We start from the raw sequence: 14,457 nt of genomic DNA, 5'->3' as shown, positions 1-14,457 counted from the left end.
ATCGCGATTGGTGAAGAGCCGATGGATGGCGCGCAGCCGCGTCGTCCTGAGCGCAGGAGCTACGCTCGAATCCAGGATGCGATCGAAGTTCCGAAGCTGATCGAAACTCAGATCGACTCATTCCAGTGGTTTCAGGAGGTTGGTCTTCGCGAGTTGTTCGACGAAATCTCGCCGATCGAAGACTTTACCGGGAAGAACCTCGCGCTCTCATTCTTAGATTACCGTTTCGATCCGCCACGCTACGATGAGTTTGAATGCCGCGAACGGGATCTGACCTACTCCGCGCCGCTCAAGGTGCGTGCCCGCCTGCTGATCAAGAGCACGGGCGAGGTCAAAGAGAGCGAGATTTTCATGGGCGAGTTCCCGCTCATGACGGAAAACGGCACGTTCATCAACAACGGATCAGAGCGTGTGGTCGTCTCGCAGTTGATTCGCTCGCCAGGCGTCTATTTTAAAGATGAGCACGATCCCACGACGGGCCGCGCGCTCCATACCGCGAAGCTGATCCCGAACCGTGGCGCGTGGCTGGAGTTTGAAACCTCCAAGCGCGACGTGATCTCGGTTAAGGTCGACCGCAAGCGTAAGCTGCCGGTGACGATCCTGATCCGCGCGGTGATTGGCCTCTTCTCCGGCAAGGCGCTGGACGAGTCCGGCCTGGACGACGAGGTGCTCGCGCTCTTCGAGCATGTCGATATCAACCCGGATCACCGCTATATCACCGCCACGCTTGAGAAGGACGGCACGCGCCACGCTAAAGAGGCGATGATCGAGCTGTACAAGCGGCTCCGGCCCGGCGATCCGCCGACGCTGGAGAACGCGCGGACCTTGCTCGAATCGCTGCTGTTCAACGGGCGGCGCTACGATCTCGCGCGCGTCGGTCGCTACAAGCTCAACCGCAACCTGTGGGAGAAGGGCCGCCGCGAGCATGGCGGCGAGACGCCCGACGCCACCGAGCGCATTCTGACACCGCAGGACCTCTACAAGATCGTCGAGCGGATCATCGATCTCAACAACGGCATCGGCGAGCCCGACGACATCGATCACCTGGGCAATCGCCGCGTGCGTACCGTGGGCGAGCTGATCCAGGCGCAGTTCCGCGTTGGCCTGCTGCGCATGGAGCGCGTGATCAAAGAGCGCATGTCGCTGCAAGATCCCGAAAGCGCGACGCCCAACGGCCTGGTCAATATTCGTCCGGTCGTCGCGGCGATCCGCGAGTTCTTCGGCGGCTCGCAGCTTTCGCAGTTCATGGATCAGGTCAACCCGCTGGCGGAGCTGGCCCACAAGCGACGTATCTCGGCGCTCGGTCCCGGCGGTCTGAGCCGTGATCGTGCGGGCTTCGAGGTGCGCGACGTGCACCACTCGCACTATGGCCGCATCTGCCCCGTGGAAACGCCCGAAGGCCCGAACATCGGTCTGATCGGCGCGATGTCCACGTTTGCGCGCATCAACGAGATGGGCTTCCTCGAAACGCCCTACCGCAAGGTGTATCGCGAGGTCGATAACACCCCGCTGTGGCTCGACAAGCCGCTCCTGATCAACGACGTGCGCGACCTGCGCACCGGCGATCTGCTGGCGGCTCGTGGCGCGCGGATCGACCGTGAGCTGGCGCGGCATATTGCGATCGGCCTGCTGCGCGGCCAGATCCTACGCGAGGACATCGTCGATCCCAAAACGGGCGAGACGATCGCCGAAGAAAACACCGAGATCACGCGGGCGATCGCCGAGCGGATCGCCGATCTGCCGCTGCGCACGATCAAGATCCGCCCGATCGTCACGGGCGAGGTGCATTACCTGCCCGCCGACGAAGAAGATAAGTTCATCGTCGCGCAGGCGAACGCGCCGCTGGACGAGCACAACCGCTTCCTGACCGGCAAGGTGCAGGGCCGCTACGGCGATGAGTTCGTGGAAGAGCCTGCCGAGCGCGTCGACTACATGGACGTGTCGCCCAAGCAGGTCGTCTCAGTCTCTACGGCGCTGATCCCGTTCCTTGAGCACGACGACGCCAACCGCGCGCTGATGGGCGCGAACATGCAGCGCCAGGCTGTGCCGCTGCTGCGTCCCGACGCGCCGATCATCGGCACGGGCATGGAGTACCAGGCGGCGCGCGATTCGGGCCAGGTGGTGATCGCCAAGAACGACGGCCTGGTGCTGCGCGCCGACTCGCGCCAGATCATCGTTCGCGAAGAAGACGGCACCGATCGGGTCTATCCGCTGATCAAGTTCATGCGCTCGAACCAGGACACCTGTATCAACCAGCGTCCGGCGGTGCTGACCGGCGAGCGCGTCAAGCGCAATCAGGTGATCGCCGACTCCTCATCGACCGACAACGGCGAGCTGGCGCTGGGCCAGAACGTGCTCGTGGCGTTCATGCCCTGGGAGGGCGGCAACTACGAGGACGCGATCCTGGTTTCCGAGCGGCTGGTGCGCGAGGACATCTTTACCTCGATCCACATCGAGAAGTACGAGGTCGAGGCGCGGCAGACCAAGCTCGGCGACGAGGAGATTACCCGCGATATTCCCAACGTCGGCCAGGATAGCCTGCGCAATCTGGACGAGAACGGCATTATCTATGTCGGCGCGGATGTCAACCCGAACGACATCCTGGTCGGCAAGATCACGCCCAAGGGCGAGACGGATCTGACGGCGGAAGAGCGCCTGCTGCGCGCGATCTTCGGCGAGAAGGCGCGCGAGGTCAAGGATACGTCGCTGCGGGTGCCGCACGGTGTGCGCGGCAAGGTGATCGACGTTAAGGTCTTCACCCGCGAGGACTCGCCCGATCTGCCGGTGGGCGTCAACAAGATGGTGCGCGTGCTGATCGCGCAGAAGCGCAAGATCAGCGCTGGCGACAAGATGGCCGGTCGGCACGGCAACAAGGGCGTCGTCTCGCGCATCCTGCCGATTCAGGACATGCCCTTCATGCCGGATGGCCGCCCGGTCGACATCATCCTGAATCCGATCGGCGTGCCCTCGCGCATGAACATCGGCCAGATTCTGGAGACGCACCTGGGCTGGGCCGCCGCGCGGCTGGGCTACCGCATCGCCACGCCGGTCTTCGACGGCGCGCGCGAGGAGCAGATCCAGCAGGCATTGTACGAGGCCGGGCTGCCCGACGACGGCAAGATCACGCTCTACGATGGGCGCACGGGCGAGCCGTTCGATAATCCGGTGACGGTCGGCTACATCTACATGCTCAAGCTGGCGCATCTGGTCGAAGACAAGATTCACGCCCGCTCGACGGGTCCATACTCGCTGGTGACGCAGCAGCCGCTCGGCGGCAAGGCCCAGTTCGGCGGCCAGCGCTTCGGCGAGATGGAGGTGTGGGCGCTCGAAGCCTACGGAGCGGCCTATACGCTGCAAGAGATGCTGACGGTCAAGTCCGACGACGTGAACGGTCGCGTCAAGACCTACGAGGCGATCGTCAAGGGCGAGCAAATTCAAGAGGCGGGCGTTCCCGAGTCGTTCAAGGTGTTGATCAAGGAGCTGCAAGCGCTGGGCCTCTCCGTCGAGGTGCTGTCTGAGGACGAGACGCCGATGGAGCTGACCGAGGACACAGGCGATGACCTGTCGGCGCTGGACGGCATCAATCTGTCGGGCATGGAAAAGGGCGAGTTCTAAAAAAGAACCGAGAACCAAGAACCGAGAACCGGAAAGCCCGGTGATTGGTTCTTGGTTCTCAGTTCTAGGTTCTGGAGATACAGATGCCTGAGATTAATGATTTTAACGCCATTCGGATCAGCCTGGCCTCGCCTGAGGAGATTCTGGGCTGGTCCAAGGGCGAGGTGACGAAGCCTGAGACAATCAACTACCGCACGCTCAAGCCGGAGCGGGACGGTCTGTTCTGCGAGAAGATTTTCGGGCCGCAGAAGGACTGGGAGTGCTACTGCGGCAAGTACAAGCGCGTGCGGTACAAGGGCGTCGTCTGCGATAAATGCGGCGTCGAGGTGACACGCTCCAAGGTGCGGCGCGAGCGCATGGGCCATATCAACCTGGCCTCGCCGGTGTCGCACATCTGGTTCGTCAAGGGCACGCCGAGCCGCCTTGGTCTGCTGCTCGACATCTCGCCGCGCAACCTGGAGCGCGTGCTGTACTTCGCCTCGTACATCATCACCGACGTCGACGACATGGCGATCGAGCAGGTGCGCGAGCGGATCGTCGCCGACTACACGGTGCGTCGCGCCGAGCTAGAGGGCCAGGCGCGCGGCAAGGGCGAGGCCGCGTCGACGCGCATCTCGCAAGAGCTGGCGCAGATGGATCAGGCGCTCGCGGCGGCGCAGAAAGAGATCAAGCAGCGCTACGCCGATCTGCTGGCGGAGCTTGAGGACGAAGATCAGGAATTGCGCGATTCGCTGGAAGAGCTGGCGGGCCGCGCCGCGCCGCAGGATTTCGATTTCCGTGGCGTCACGATCGCCGAGAAGGGCGAGCCCGTATCGGCCTATCATCTGAACCGGCTGGACGAGACGGTCGAGGCCGAGCGCGAGCGAATCAAGGAGCGCCGCGACCAGGAGTTGAGCGACGCCGAGGCGCTGTCGGGGGCGGAGCGCGATCAGCGCGCCCATGCCGCCGAGCAGAGCCAGACCAAGCTCTCGGACGAGATGCAGCAGCAGCTCGACCTGCTGGTGCGCGAGGAGAAGGAGAAGCTCGATCGGATCGACGAGATCAAGATCCTGCGCATCATCTCCGAGTCCGAGTACCGCACGATGCGCGAGCTGGCACCGGGCGCGTTTACCGCCGAGATGGGCGGCGGCGCTGTCCGCAGCCTGGTGGCGCGCGTCGATCTGGATGCCCTGGCGATGCAGTTGCAGGAAGAGATGCACGCGGCATCGGCGACCAGCCAGAAGCGCAAGAAGGCGACCAAGCGGCTGCGCGTCGTCGAGGCGTTCCGAAAGAGCGGCAACAAGCCGGAGTGGATGATCCTCAAGGTGCTGCCGGTGATCCCGCCGGATCTGCGCCCGATGGTCCAGCTCGACGGCGGTCGCTTTGCCACGAGCGACCTCAACGATCTGTATCGCCGCGTGATCAACCGCAACAATCGTCTGAAGCGGCTGATGGAGCTGAACGCGCCCGAAATCATCGTGCGTAACGAGAAGCGGATGCTGCAAGAGGCGGTCGATGCGCTGATCGACAACGGACGCCGGGGTCGGCCCGTGTCGGGCAAGGGCAAGCACCGGCTCAAGAGCCTGAGCGACATGCTCAAGGGCAAGCAGGGCCGCTTCCGCCAGAACTTGCTCGGCAAGCGCGTCGACTACTCCGGTCGCTCGGTGATCGTGGTCGGCCCGACGCTGCAACTGCACCAGTGCGGCCTGCCCAAGAAGATGGCGCTTGAGCTGTTCAAGCCCTTCGTGATGCGGCGGCTGGTCGAGAAGGGCCATGCCCACAACATCAAGGCGGCCAAGCGGTTCGTCGAGCGCATCAAGCCGGAGGTCTGGGACGCGCTGGAAGAGGTGATCAAGGATTACCTCGTGCTGCTCAACCGCGCTCCGTCGCTGCACCGTCTGTCGATCCAGGCGTTCGAGGCAGTGCTGATCGAAGGCTCGGCGATCCAGCTTCATCCACTGGTCTGCGCGGCGTTCAACGCCGACTTCGACGGCGACCAGATGGCGGTTCACGTGCCGCTGTCGCGCAAGGCCCAGGAAGAGGCGCGCACGCGCATGCTGTCGAAGTACAACCTGCTGTCGCCCGCGCACGGCGATCCGATCATCACCCCGGCGCAGGACATCGTGCTCGGCTGCTTCTATCTGACGCAGGTCCGCGACGACGCGCCCGGCGCTGGCAAGGTCTTCGGCAGCGTGGACGAGGCGCTGCTGGCGCATACCAACCGGGTCGTGCATATCCAGGCGCCGATCCGCGTGGTGATCGAAGACTACGTCGTCGGCAAAGAGGATGGCGTGACGATGCCGACCAAGGAGCTGGTGAGCGTCGATAGCTGCCCGCGCACGCTGGTCGAGACGACCGTGGGGCGGATCATCTTCAACAACGCGCTGCGCTTCCCCGACGAGCCGCGACCCGGCGAGAACGGCTTCCGCTCACCGCTCCACTTCCGTAATCGGCTGGTCGATAAGAAGGGCCTGCGCGAGGTGATCGCCGACTGTTACCGCTTCTACAGCCAGCCGGAGCAGATGACGCCGGAGTGCCGCGTGCAGATCGTGGAGCGCTTCGGGAACCTGCCCGACGAGGAGCTGCTGCGTTTCTACGCCTCCGAGCAGACGGCGCAGATGGCCGACCGGATCAAGTCGATGGGCTTCAAGCACTCGACGCTGGGCGGTATGACCTTCTCGGCTGCCGACGTGGAGCTGCCGCCGAGCAAGGCGGCGATTCTGGCAGAGGCCGACGAGACGGTGCGCAACATCGAGAAGCAGTTTCGGCGCGGCCTGATCACCAAGGAAGAGCGCTACATTGAGGTGGTCAAGGCGTGGGAGAAGGCGACCGACGACATCAAAACTGCGGTGCAGGAAAACCTGAACCCGTACGGCCCGATCGCGATGATGGCGATCTCCGGCGCGCGCGGTAACATCGGCCAGATCCGGCAGATGGCCGGTATGCGTGGCCTGATGGCCGACCCGAACGGTCGGATCATCGAGACGCCGATCCGGTCGAGCTTCCGCGAGGGCCTGTCGGTGCTCGAATACTTTATCTCGACGCACGGCGGTCGTAAAGGTCTGGCCGATACCGCGCTGCGTACGGCGGACGCGGGCTATCTCACGCGCCGTCTGGTGGACGTGGCGCAGGACGTGATCGTGACGATCGACGACTGTGGCACCGAGGCCGGGCAGTGGGTGCTCGAAGCCGAGCGCGACGAGGTGCGTATCGGCATGGCACCGCGTATCATCGGGCGCATGGCGGCCATGGACGTGGTCGATCCGCAGACGAGCGAGGTGATCGTCGCGCGCAACCACGAGATCCTGGAAGAAACGGCGCAGCAGATCGTGGCCGCCGGGATCACCGAGGTCTATGTGCGCACGCCGCTGCTCTGCCGCGCCAAGCATGGCGTCTGCCGCATGTGCTACGGGCGTAACCTGGCGACGGGTCAGCTCGTCGGCATCGGCGAGGCGGTCGGCATTATCGCGGCTCAGTCGATCGGCGAGCCCGGCACGCAGCTTACGCTGCGTACGTTCCACACCGGCGGCGTGGCGGCGGCGGAAGACATCACGCAGGGTCTGCCGCGCATCCAAGAGATCTTCGAGGCGCGCTCGCCCAAGAATAAGGCGATCTTAGCCGAGATCGACGGCACGCTGCGCATCGAGCGCACCGAGGACACGCGCACGATCCACATCGATGCGGATACCGTCTTCACCGACGAGCAGACCGTGCCGGAGGATTATCGCGTGCTGGTGCAGAGCGGCGACGAGGTTCATCAGAACCAGGAGCTTGCGGTCAGCAATCGCTCCGACACGAGCGCGCCGCCGATCCTGGCGCGCATGCCCGGCATCGTCGCGATCAACGGCGACACGATCGCGGTGCGCACGCCGCCGTCGGCTGACGATCATCGCGCATACCTGCTGCCGCACTCGGCGCGTCTGCGCGCTGGCATTCAGGACGGCGTGCATGTCACCGCCGGTATGCAGCTTACCGAAGGCGCGATTGATCCGCAGGAGTTGCTGCTGATCCAGGGCCGCGAGACGGTGCAGACGTATCTGACCAATGAGGCGCAGAAGGTCTATCGCGATCAGGGCGTGCCGATCAACGACAAGCACGTTGAGATCATTGTGCGCCAGATGTTGCGCCGCGTGCGGATCGAGGATCCAGGCGATACCGAGATGCTGCCCAGCGAGCTGGTCGACTCGGTCGAGTTCATGGCGATCAACCAGGCGGTGCTGGCGCAGGGCGGCGAGCCCGCGCTGGGCACAACGGTGCTGCTGGGCCTGATCAAGGCATCGCTGACCACCGACTCGTTCCTGTCGGCGGCGTCGTTCCAGGAGACGACGCGCGTGCTGACCGAGGCGGCGATCACCGGCAAGGTCGACTATCTGCGCGGCCTTAAGGAGAACGTGGTCATCGGCAAGCTGATCCCGGCAGGTACGGGCCTGGTTCAGCGGAAGCTGCTCGCCAGCGCGGCCAACGCCCAGACCACGGCGGCGCTCGATGCGGCCTACACGCCCGGCAACGGCGACGGCGGTCTGCCGGGCGCGAGCGGCGATGGCGTGACGGCGGGCGGCGGCGGCATGACTCAGAACGAGTTTGCAGCGCTGGCCTCCGATGCCGGTGGCTCCGTGCTCGACAACCTGATGCTGGACGCGCTGTTCAATCGCGACAGCAGCGCGCTTGAGGGCGCGATCGATCGTCTCGACGAAAGCCGCGATCCAGGAGGCGTGTACAGCGATCCAGCGCCGGTCGACGAAACCGACCGGGGCTATTTCGAGAACGCCGCGCCCAACGACGAGGCCGAGGCGCGTGCCGAGGAAGACGCCGCGCGGGATCGCGACGAGGGCTAAGCGTTACGGCGCACCGGACAAGTCGGCTGGAGATGGCACAGGCGGGGCGTATCACACGTCTCGCCTGTTGGTTTAATCGTGCCGCCGCTAAGGCAGGCTCGATGGCAGCCGGATCGTCGTGCCGGGTGGCGGCGGCGTGAATGCGACATACCCGCCGTCGCGCCACGCGAACCAGCGCAGCGCGCCCGATTCGAGCGGCGCGTCGAAGCGAAAGGCAACCTCGGCGGGCCGTCCGTCGCCGGTAAGCCGCTCGACCGTGACCGTGGCGTCGGTCAGCCTGATCTGCTGGCCGGCCATGAAGCGCCGAGCTCGCTCCCGAAACACAGTGTCGAAGCCGACGAGGTAGCCGCCCGCCGGTCGTACCAGCAGCGTATGCGCGTCAGCTCGCGTCAGCTCGACGCTGTCAGGGCCGGAGGAAAGGAAGCGCACCCGCAGCGGCGCGGGCAGACCTTGCATCTGGCGGATGATCGGCAGGTAGCTGATCGAGAAGAAGCTGGGCGCGTTTACGAAGATCGCGGTCTGCCGCGCTAGTAGCGGATCATGCGGCAGGCTGCGGATCGACGGCTCGACCGCGCCGAAGAGCGCCGGGCTATAGGCCGCCAGCGGCAGCAGGAGCGGCGCGAGCAGCAGGTGGATCGCGCCGAGCACCAGGCCGAGCGCGCGTCGCCAGGAGCGTGCCGCCTGCCACAGCTCGATCAGCAGCCGGGCCAGCAGGCCCATCGTGCCCAGGCCGACGAAGCCGAGCAGCCGGTTGGCGGGCAGCGCCGCGCAGGCGGGAACGACCGCCAGGATCATGCCGAGCGTCCAGAAGCGCGCCAGCACATCGCGGTGCAGCAGCGGCCATGCGACGAAGCCGAGCGGCGCGAGGATCGCCAGCGCGCAGAGGCAGAGCAGCCACGACGCGGGCGGTGTGAGAAACGGGTAGAGTTCGGCGGGCGGTAGCGCCCACTGGGCCAGCAGCAGCACCGGCCCGCGCTCGATCACCGCCATCAGGAAGCGCAGCGGCTCGGTAGCTGGATCGACATAAGATGTGCCGAGCGCGCCGTAGCCGAGCGCACGGTAGCCCAGCCGCCAGCCGATGGTTGTCAGCAGCGCCGGGAGCAGCGAGCCGAGCCGCTGCCGGCGACCGCCGCGATCCAGCACGATCGCGTACGCCAGCAGATAGGCCAGCGTTGCCGTCGCCGCCTCCGCCGAGAGCAGGCCGAGCAGCAGCGCCAGCGGCCCTGTGATCACGCCCCAGCGCCAGCCGTCGCGCCGCCAGCGATCGTGTGCGATCAGCGCCAGACAGCCGCACAGCGTTGCCAGCAGCGCGTTGCGATTGGCGATCCAGCTTGCGGCGTAGCCCCGCGCGTCGTCGAGGGCGTAGAGCAGCGCCGCCAATCCCGCGATCCAGGTCGCTCCGATCAGCCGCCGGTAGAGCAGCGCCGCCACCGCCGCCAGCGCGCCGAACCAGAGCAGGCTGTGAGTGTGCATCAGCAGCGGGCTACGCGGCCACAGCCGATAGTCCAGCCAGTGCGTCAGCCCGGCCAGCGGTCGCCAGAAGGCGTTCTGGCCCTGCGGCAGCGCCCACCAGGGAAAGACGCCGCTGTCCATCAGCCGCCGCGTCCGCTCAGGATCGCCGTCCATGAACACGAAAAGCTCGTCAAGAGCCGCCCTGAGGCTCGGCTGTCCTGTCCCAAGCGCCGCGCGATGCAGATAATCGTCGAAGTGCCAGCCGGTCCGTAGCGCGGGCAGCGTCAGGCCGATCGCCAGTCCCGCCAGCAGCAGCGGCAACCTGCGGTCCGCCAGCCAGCGCTGCACCGCCGCGCCGATCCGGGCGCGAATCGGACGCTCGAACACGGTGCGAATGTGCTCGTCGGGGCAGGGGTGAACGAGCTGCACGGCGATCTCTTCCAGCGCCGCGAGCAGGCCAACGCCCAGCGCAAGATAGAGCAGCGCCGCGCTGTAGCGGCCCGCCAGGAAGGTATGCAGCGCAAATAGTCCCTGCAATCCACCGCCGACGCGCGCCGACCACAGGTGCAGCTTCGGCAGCCAGCCCGGCTTGATCCGCCCCGTCAGCCACGAGCCGATCAGCCCGGCGGCAGCCAGCCCGATCAGCAGCGGATGCTCGGCAAAGATTTCGGGAAAGAGCAGCGCCAGCCAGCCCACGACCGAGAGCGTCAGCAGTTTGTCGGCCAGCGAGTCGAGCGCCGCGCCGAAGGATGTCGCCTGCCCAAGCCAGCGCGCCGTCGCGCCGTCCAGCACATCGGTCAGCAGCGCCGCCAGCAGCCCAGCGCCGATCCAGGCCGGACGACCCAGGAGCGCGCACAGCCACAGCACCGGCACTAGTAGCAGCCGCAGCGCGGTCAGCAGGTTGGGCAGGGTCATAATCTGCGGGCCGCTCATGCGCTCATATCAGCATCTCCACGCGCCGCTCGGCTGGCTCGTCCTGCTCGCGCTGCTGAATGCCCCTGAGCATCCGCAGAATGTGCGGCCCCATCACGTCTAGCTCGGTAGAGGTGTAGCGCGGCCCGCCGAAGCGTCGCAGGTTCTCGGCCTGAAGCCTGAGGATCGCCCGATCCTGCTTGACGACCGTCCGCAGCAGCAGGCCGCCGAGCGTCGGAGCGATCAGCCGCAGCGCCCGTGGCACCTGTGCCGTCGCCAGCACGAAGACGCGCAGCGTGGAGCTGCTTTCGGGCGTGAAGCAGAGGTTGACCAGCAGCCGCGTGTGCGGTCCGGCCCGATACTCTAGCTGCGCGATGGCGGGCATGATGAAGCGGCCAAAGGCTACGTCGACGCCCGCGCCGAAGAGCCGCGAGAGCAGACCCGACTGTCTGCCCTCGTCGTGGTACTCGGCCTCGACCTGCTCCGGCGTGCGCCGGATGATCGCCGTGGTGCGCTTGCGTCGACCCTCGGTGCGGATCAGCCCGCTGTGGACGAAGTGGGTATGCGTGCCGTCGAGAAAGTTTTCCAGGGCGTCCGGCAGCGCGGCCTCGAAGCGGTACTCGCGCACAAGCGACTGGTAGCCCGGCGCGTCGAGCAGCGGAAAGTGGTACGGCGCGCGTGTCGGCGAGGCGTCGAGGGGCCAGACCCAGACAAAGCCGTCGTGCTCGACTACCGGAAACGCGGCCACCTGTCGCGTCCGATGCTCTGGCGTGTCGCACAAACCGGGCACGACCTGACAGCGGCCCGCGCCGTCGAACTGCCAGCCATGGTACGGGCAGACCACCCGGCCATCCGTCACCCAACCGCGCGAGAGTGGCGCATTGCGGTGCGGACAGCGATCGAGCAGCGCTGTAGCGTGGCCGGACGCGCCGCGAAACAGCACCAGATGCGTGTCGAGCAGTGTTCGCGCCAATGGCCCGCGCCGCAGGTCGTCCGAGCGGCAGGCGATGAACCAGTGCCGCGCCAGCGCGGGATAGATCGCGCTGAGCCGGGCTGTGCTGTCTGGCTGAGTCTCTATCATCACCCGTCTCTTTCAGGAAGCGCCGCGCTACAGCTTGAAGCGCTGCATCACCGGCACGATCGCGCGATGTGTCAGAATCTCCAGTATTTGCCACGGAAGCCGTCGACGGCGCGCGCAGTGACGATCGTAGACCAGATTATATTCGATCGCGGGCTGTCCGCCGCGATGACGCTTGAAGGCCGCCGCGCCGGAGCTGAGATGCAGCACCAATCCATACTGCTCTGCCTCTTCTACCAGCTTGAGCGAGAGCAGGCGGTACAGTCCCGCACTCTGCGGCACCGAGCGATCGTAGCCGAGCAAGGGTGCGGTCATCACGCCATGTCGCTCGACATACCCAAGCACCCCGTCGATGTGTCCGTTGCGCCGCAGCGCCCAGATCGTGAGCCATCGCCGATCTAGCGCCTCGGCCACGAAGCGCGCGTTGAACTGCGGATTGTCAAACGAATACTTGTGCAGGTATAGCTCGGCGTATAGCTCAGCCAGTCGCGCGCTTGTCGCCGGATCGAGCTGATCGTGGCTCAGCCACTCGTAGTCGGTGCGTCCGGCGAGCAGCACGTCGCTGCGAAAGTCTTTACGCTTGCGGTAGCTCCGCTCCTGGGCCTGCGGATCGAGGATATAGACCTGTCGGCTGAAGACCGGGCGAAACTGTAGTCCCAGCAGGTCGCGCAGCAGCGGCGCGTTGAGCCGCTCGTCGACGGATCGAAAGATGATCACGTGCCGCGGAAAGCGGCGAATCAGCTCGTCGCGGATCTGCCGGATCGTGGCCGGATCGAGCGCCGGGTAGAGGTTGGTCGAGAGCAGCCAGTTGTTGACATACACCACCTGCTCGAAACGGCTCCAGCGCAGCAGCGGCCTGAGCGCATCCAGCAGCGGCGGCACGACCGTTCGCAGCGCGCGCCGCTCGGCCAGCTCAAGCTCGACCTCGCGCCTGGCGTAGTCGATGTAGTGCGTCGTGGGCGAGCAGACGTAGGCGTTTCGTATCGACGGGCGGGGCGCTGCGACGACCACCGGCAGCACGCTTTCACCCGCGACCAGCACGAAGACCTCGGCGTCCACGTTGTCGATGTAGCGCTGCGGGCCGTGGCGCACCAGCGGATCGAGCACGCGCCGGGCGTAGTCGCCGTCGGGCGTGGCGGGCCACGGTACCTGATCGACGCTGCTGCGATCGTAAAGCCCGATCATCGCTCTCCGTTCCATTCGATGTCGTGGGTCGTTGCGGCGGTCAGGCCGATGCGTTTGCGGCGGCTGATGCGCGCAAAGTGCAGAGTCATCGGCAGTTGCGCCAGCAGCGGCAGCAGATCGCGTCGATCGGCGATCACGTCGGCGTGACGTAGCGCCTCACGGAGCGCGGCTAGCCAGCGGCGTGGCTGCGCCGCGACGCTCGCCAGCAGCGGGATCGTAAGCTGACGGCAGCGGCCCGGCGGCTCGATCCAGGTTGGCTGCCGGGGATCGGTCAGAGCGGCGATCAGCCGCGCCGGATCGATCAGATGCGCGCCGCTGGTAGCGCGTGGATTACATTCGAGCAGATACAGGTCGTCGGCGGCCTGAATGAAATCGAGCGAGAGCTGGCCCGTATAGCCCAGCGCCGCGCCAATCTGCCGGACGATCGCCAGCGTCTCGGCACCGTCGACCGATCGAAACTGCACGCCCGATCCGCCGCCGAAGGTGTATGGAATAGCGTAGGCGCAGTGTGCGGTGACGTGGCCCTCGTGCAGCGTGCTGTAGGTACACAGGCTCGCTCCCTCGATGAAGGCTTGCAGCAACCACGGCTGCTGCGGCGTCGGCTGGCAGGCGGAGAGCGGCACCAGCCCGGCGTGCTGCCCGCTGTTGGTGATGACGCGCGTGGCGAAGCGCGAGTAGGCGGGCTTGAGCACGTACCTCGGAAACTGCGGCAGCATGGCGCGCAGCTCGTCGCAATCGGTGACAAGTGCCGTCTGCGGCGTGCGAATGCCGAGCGCCGCCGCGTGCTGCTGAAACGCGAACTTGTGATGTAGCTCCGCCAGCAGATCCAGCGGCGATGCGCAGACGCTGGTGATCCTGCTCAGCCGCTCGTAGCCGCGCGCGACGTGGAAGACCTCCTCGCAGGTCGGGATCAGCAGGTCGATGCGATGCGCGCGGACGATCCGCTCCAGCGCGTCGAGAAAGCGCTGCGGCTCCTGGCGCGGCTGCGGTGTTACCACGTGCTCCGTGAGATGCCGCGAGCGGCTGCCGACGGTCCACGGCTGCGTGTCGGTGGCGATCACGGTGTGTCCGGCGCGGCCAAAGGCGCGGATCAGCTCTAGCGCCACGGGCGCGCGCGTGCTGGTGATGAGAATATTCATAGCGCCGATAGGCCAGGGGTATGGGGGCGTCCCCCACTATTTCCCCCTCTCGTACGGCAGTGGGAGAGGGGGCGGGTGCCCTCTGGGCATGGTGAGGGCCTGCGCATAGCATGTACACGCCTGTACGAAGCATGTACACGCCTGTACGAAGCATGTACACGCCTGTACGAAGCATGTACACGCCTGTACGAAGCATGTACACGCCTGTACGAAGCATTGCCACGGCTGCGCATCGTATAATCATGCGTGATTATGGCATAAC

The 14,457-nt window shown here is 65.9% G+C and carries 5 protein-coding genes and 1 pseudogene; 2 read left to right on the top strand and 4 right to left on the bottom strand.

Features of this window, described 5'->3' with window-relative positions:
- Nucleotides 1-21: 21 nt before the first annotated feature.
- Nucleotides 22-3,615 (top strand): DNA-directed RNA polymerase subunit beta, encoded by a 3,594-nt coding sequence (locus VFZ66_05875; GenBank protein HEX6288697.1) that lies wholly within the window; start codon nucleotides 22-24, stop codon nucleotides 3,613-3,615.
- An 83-nt stretch (nucleotides 3,616-3,698) separates the two neighbouring features.
- A pseudogene (gene rpoC, locus VFZ66_05870) lies at nucleotides 3,699-8,045 on the top strand (DNA-directed RNA polymerase subunit beta').
- A 471-nt stretch (nucleotides 8,046-8,516) separates the two neighbouring features.
- On the opposite strand, the gene VFZ66_05865 reads toward rpoC, so the two are convergent.
- From VFZ66_05865 to VFZ66_05850, 4 genes are read right to left on the bottom strand one after another with little or no spacing between them, the layout of a single operon-like run.
- Nucleotides 8,517-10,814: a CDP-alcohol phosphatidyltransferase family protein gene (locus VFZ66_05865; protein ID HEX6288696.1), complete on the bottom strand. Its 2,298-nt coding sequence runs from the start codon at nucleotides 10,812-10,814 to the stop codon at nucleotides 8,517-8,519.
- 4 nt (nucleotides 10,815-10,818) lie between these two features.
- A complete protein-coding gene (locus VFZ66_05860; protein ID HEX6288695.1) occupies nucleotides 10,819-11,874 on the bottom strand; it encodes a Rieske 2Fe-2S domain-containing protein in 1,056 nt (351 codons plus the stop codon).
- A 27-nt stretch (nucleotides 11,875-11,901) separates the two neighbouring features.
- Nucleotides 11,902-13,056, bottom strand: coding sequence for a GNAT family N-acetyltransferase (locus tag VFZ66_05855; GenBank protein HEX6288694.1), 1,155 nt, complete (start codon nucleotides 13,054-13,056; stop codon nucleotides 11,902-11,904).
- A complete protein-coding gene (locus VFZ66_05850) occupies nucleotides 13,053-14,195 on the bottom strand; it encodes an ATP-grasp domain-containing protein (GenBank protein HEX6288693.1) in 1,143 nt (380 codons plus the stop codon). The genes VFZ66_05855 and VFZ66_05850 overlap by 4 nt, the downstream gene beginning before the upstream one ends.
- Between the last annotated feature and the right edge of the window lie 262 nt (nucleotides 14,196-14,457).

The sequence above is a fragment of the Herpetosiphonaceae bacterium genome, assembly GCA_036374795.1.
In the GTDB taxonomy this organism is placed as follows: Bacteria; Chloroflexota; Chloroflexia; order Chloroflexales; family Kallotenuaceae; genus LB3-1.
This window is presented reverse-complemented; position numbering and strand designations above follow the sequence as displayed.

What these genes read in the sequence shown, in the direction of transcription:
- VFZ66_05875 (HEX6288697.1), top strand. Translation starts at nt 22, where the DNA reads ATGGATGGCGCGCAGCCGCGTCGTCCTGAGCGCAGGAGCTACGCTCGA.
- VFZ66_05865 (HEX6288696.1), bottom strand. Translation starts at nt 10,814, where the DNA reads ATGAGCGGCCCGCAGATTATGACCCTGCCCAACCTGCTGACCGCGCTG.
- VFZ66_05860 (HEX6288695.1), bottom strand. Translation starts at nt 11,874, where the DNA reads ATGATAGAGACTCAGCCAGACAGCACAGCCCGGCTCAGCGCGATCTAT.
- VFZ66_05855 (HEX6288694.1), bottom strand. Translation starts at nt 13,056, where the DNA reads ATGATCGGGCTTTACGATCGCAGCAGCGTCGATCAGGTACCGTGGCCC.
- VFZ66_05850 (HEX6288693.1), bottom strand. Translation starts at nt 14,195, where the DNA reads ATGAATATTCTCATCACCAGCACGCGCGCGCCCGTGGCGCTAGAGCTG.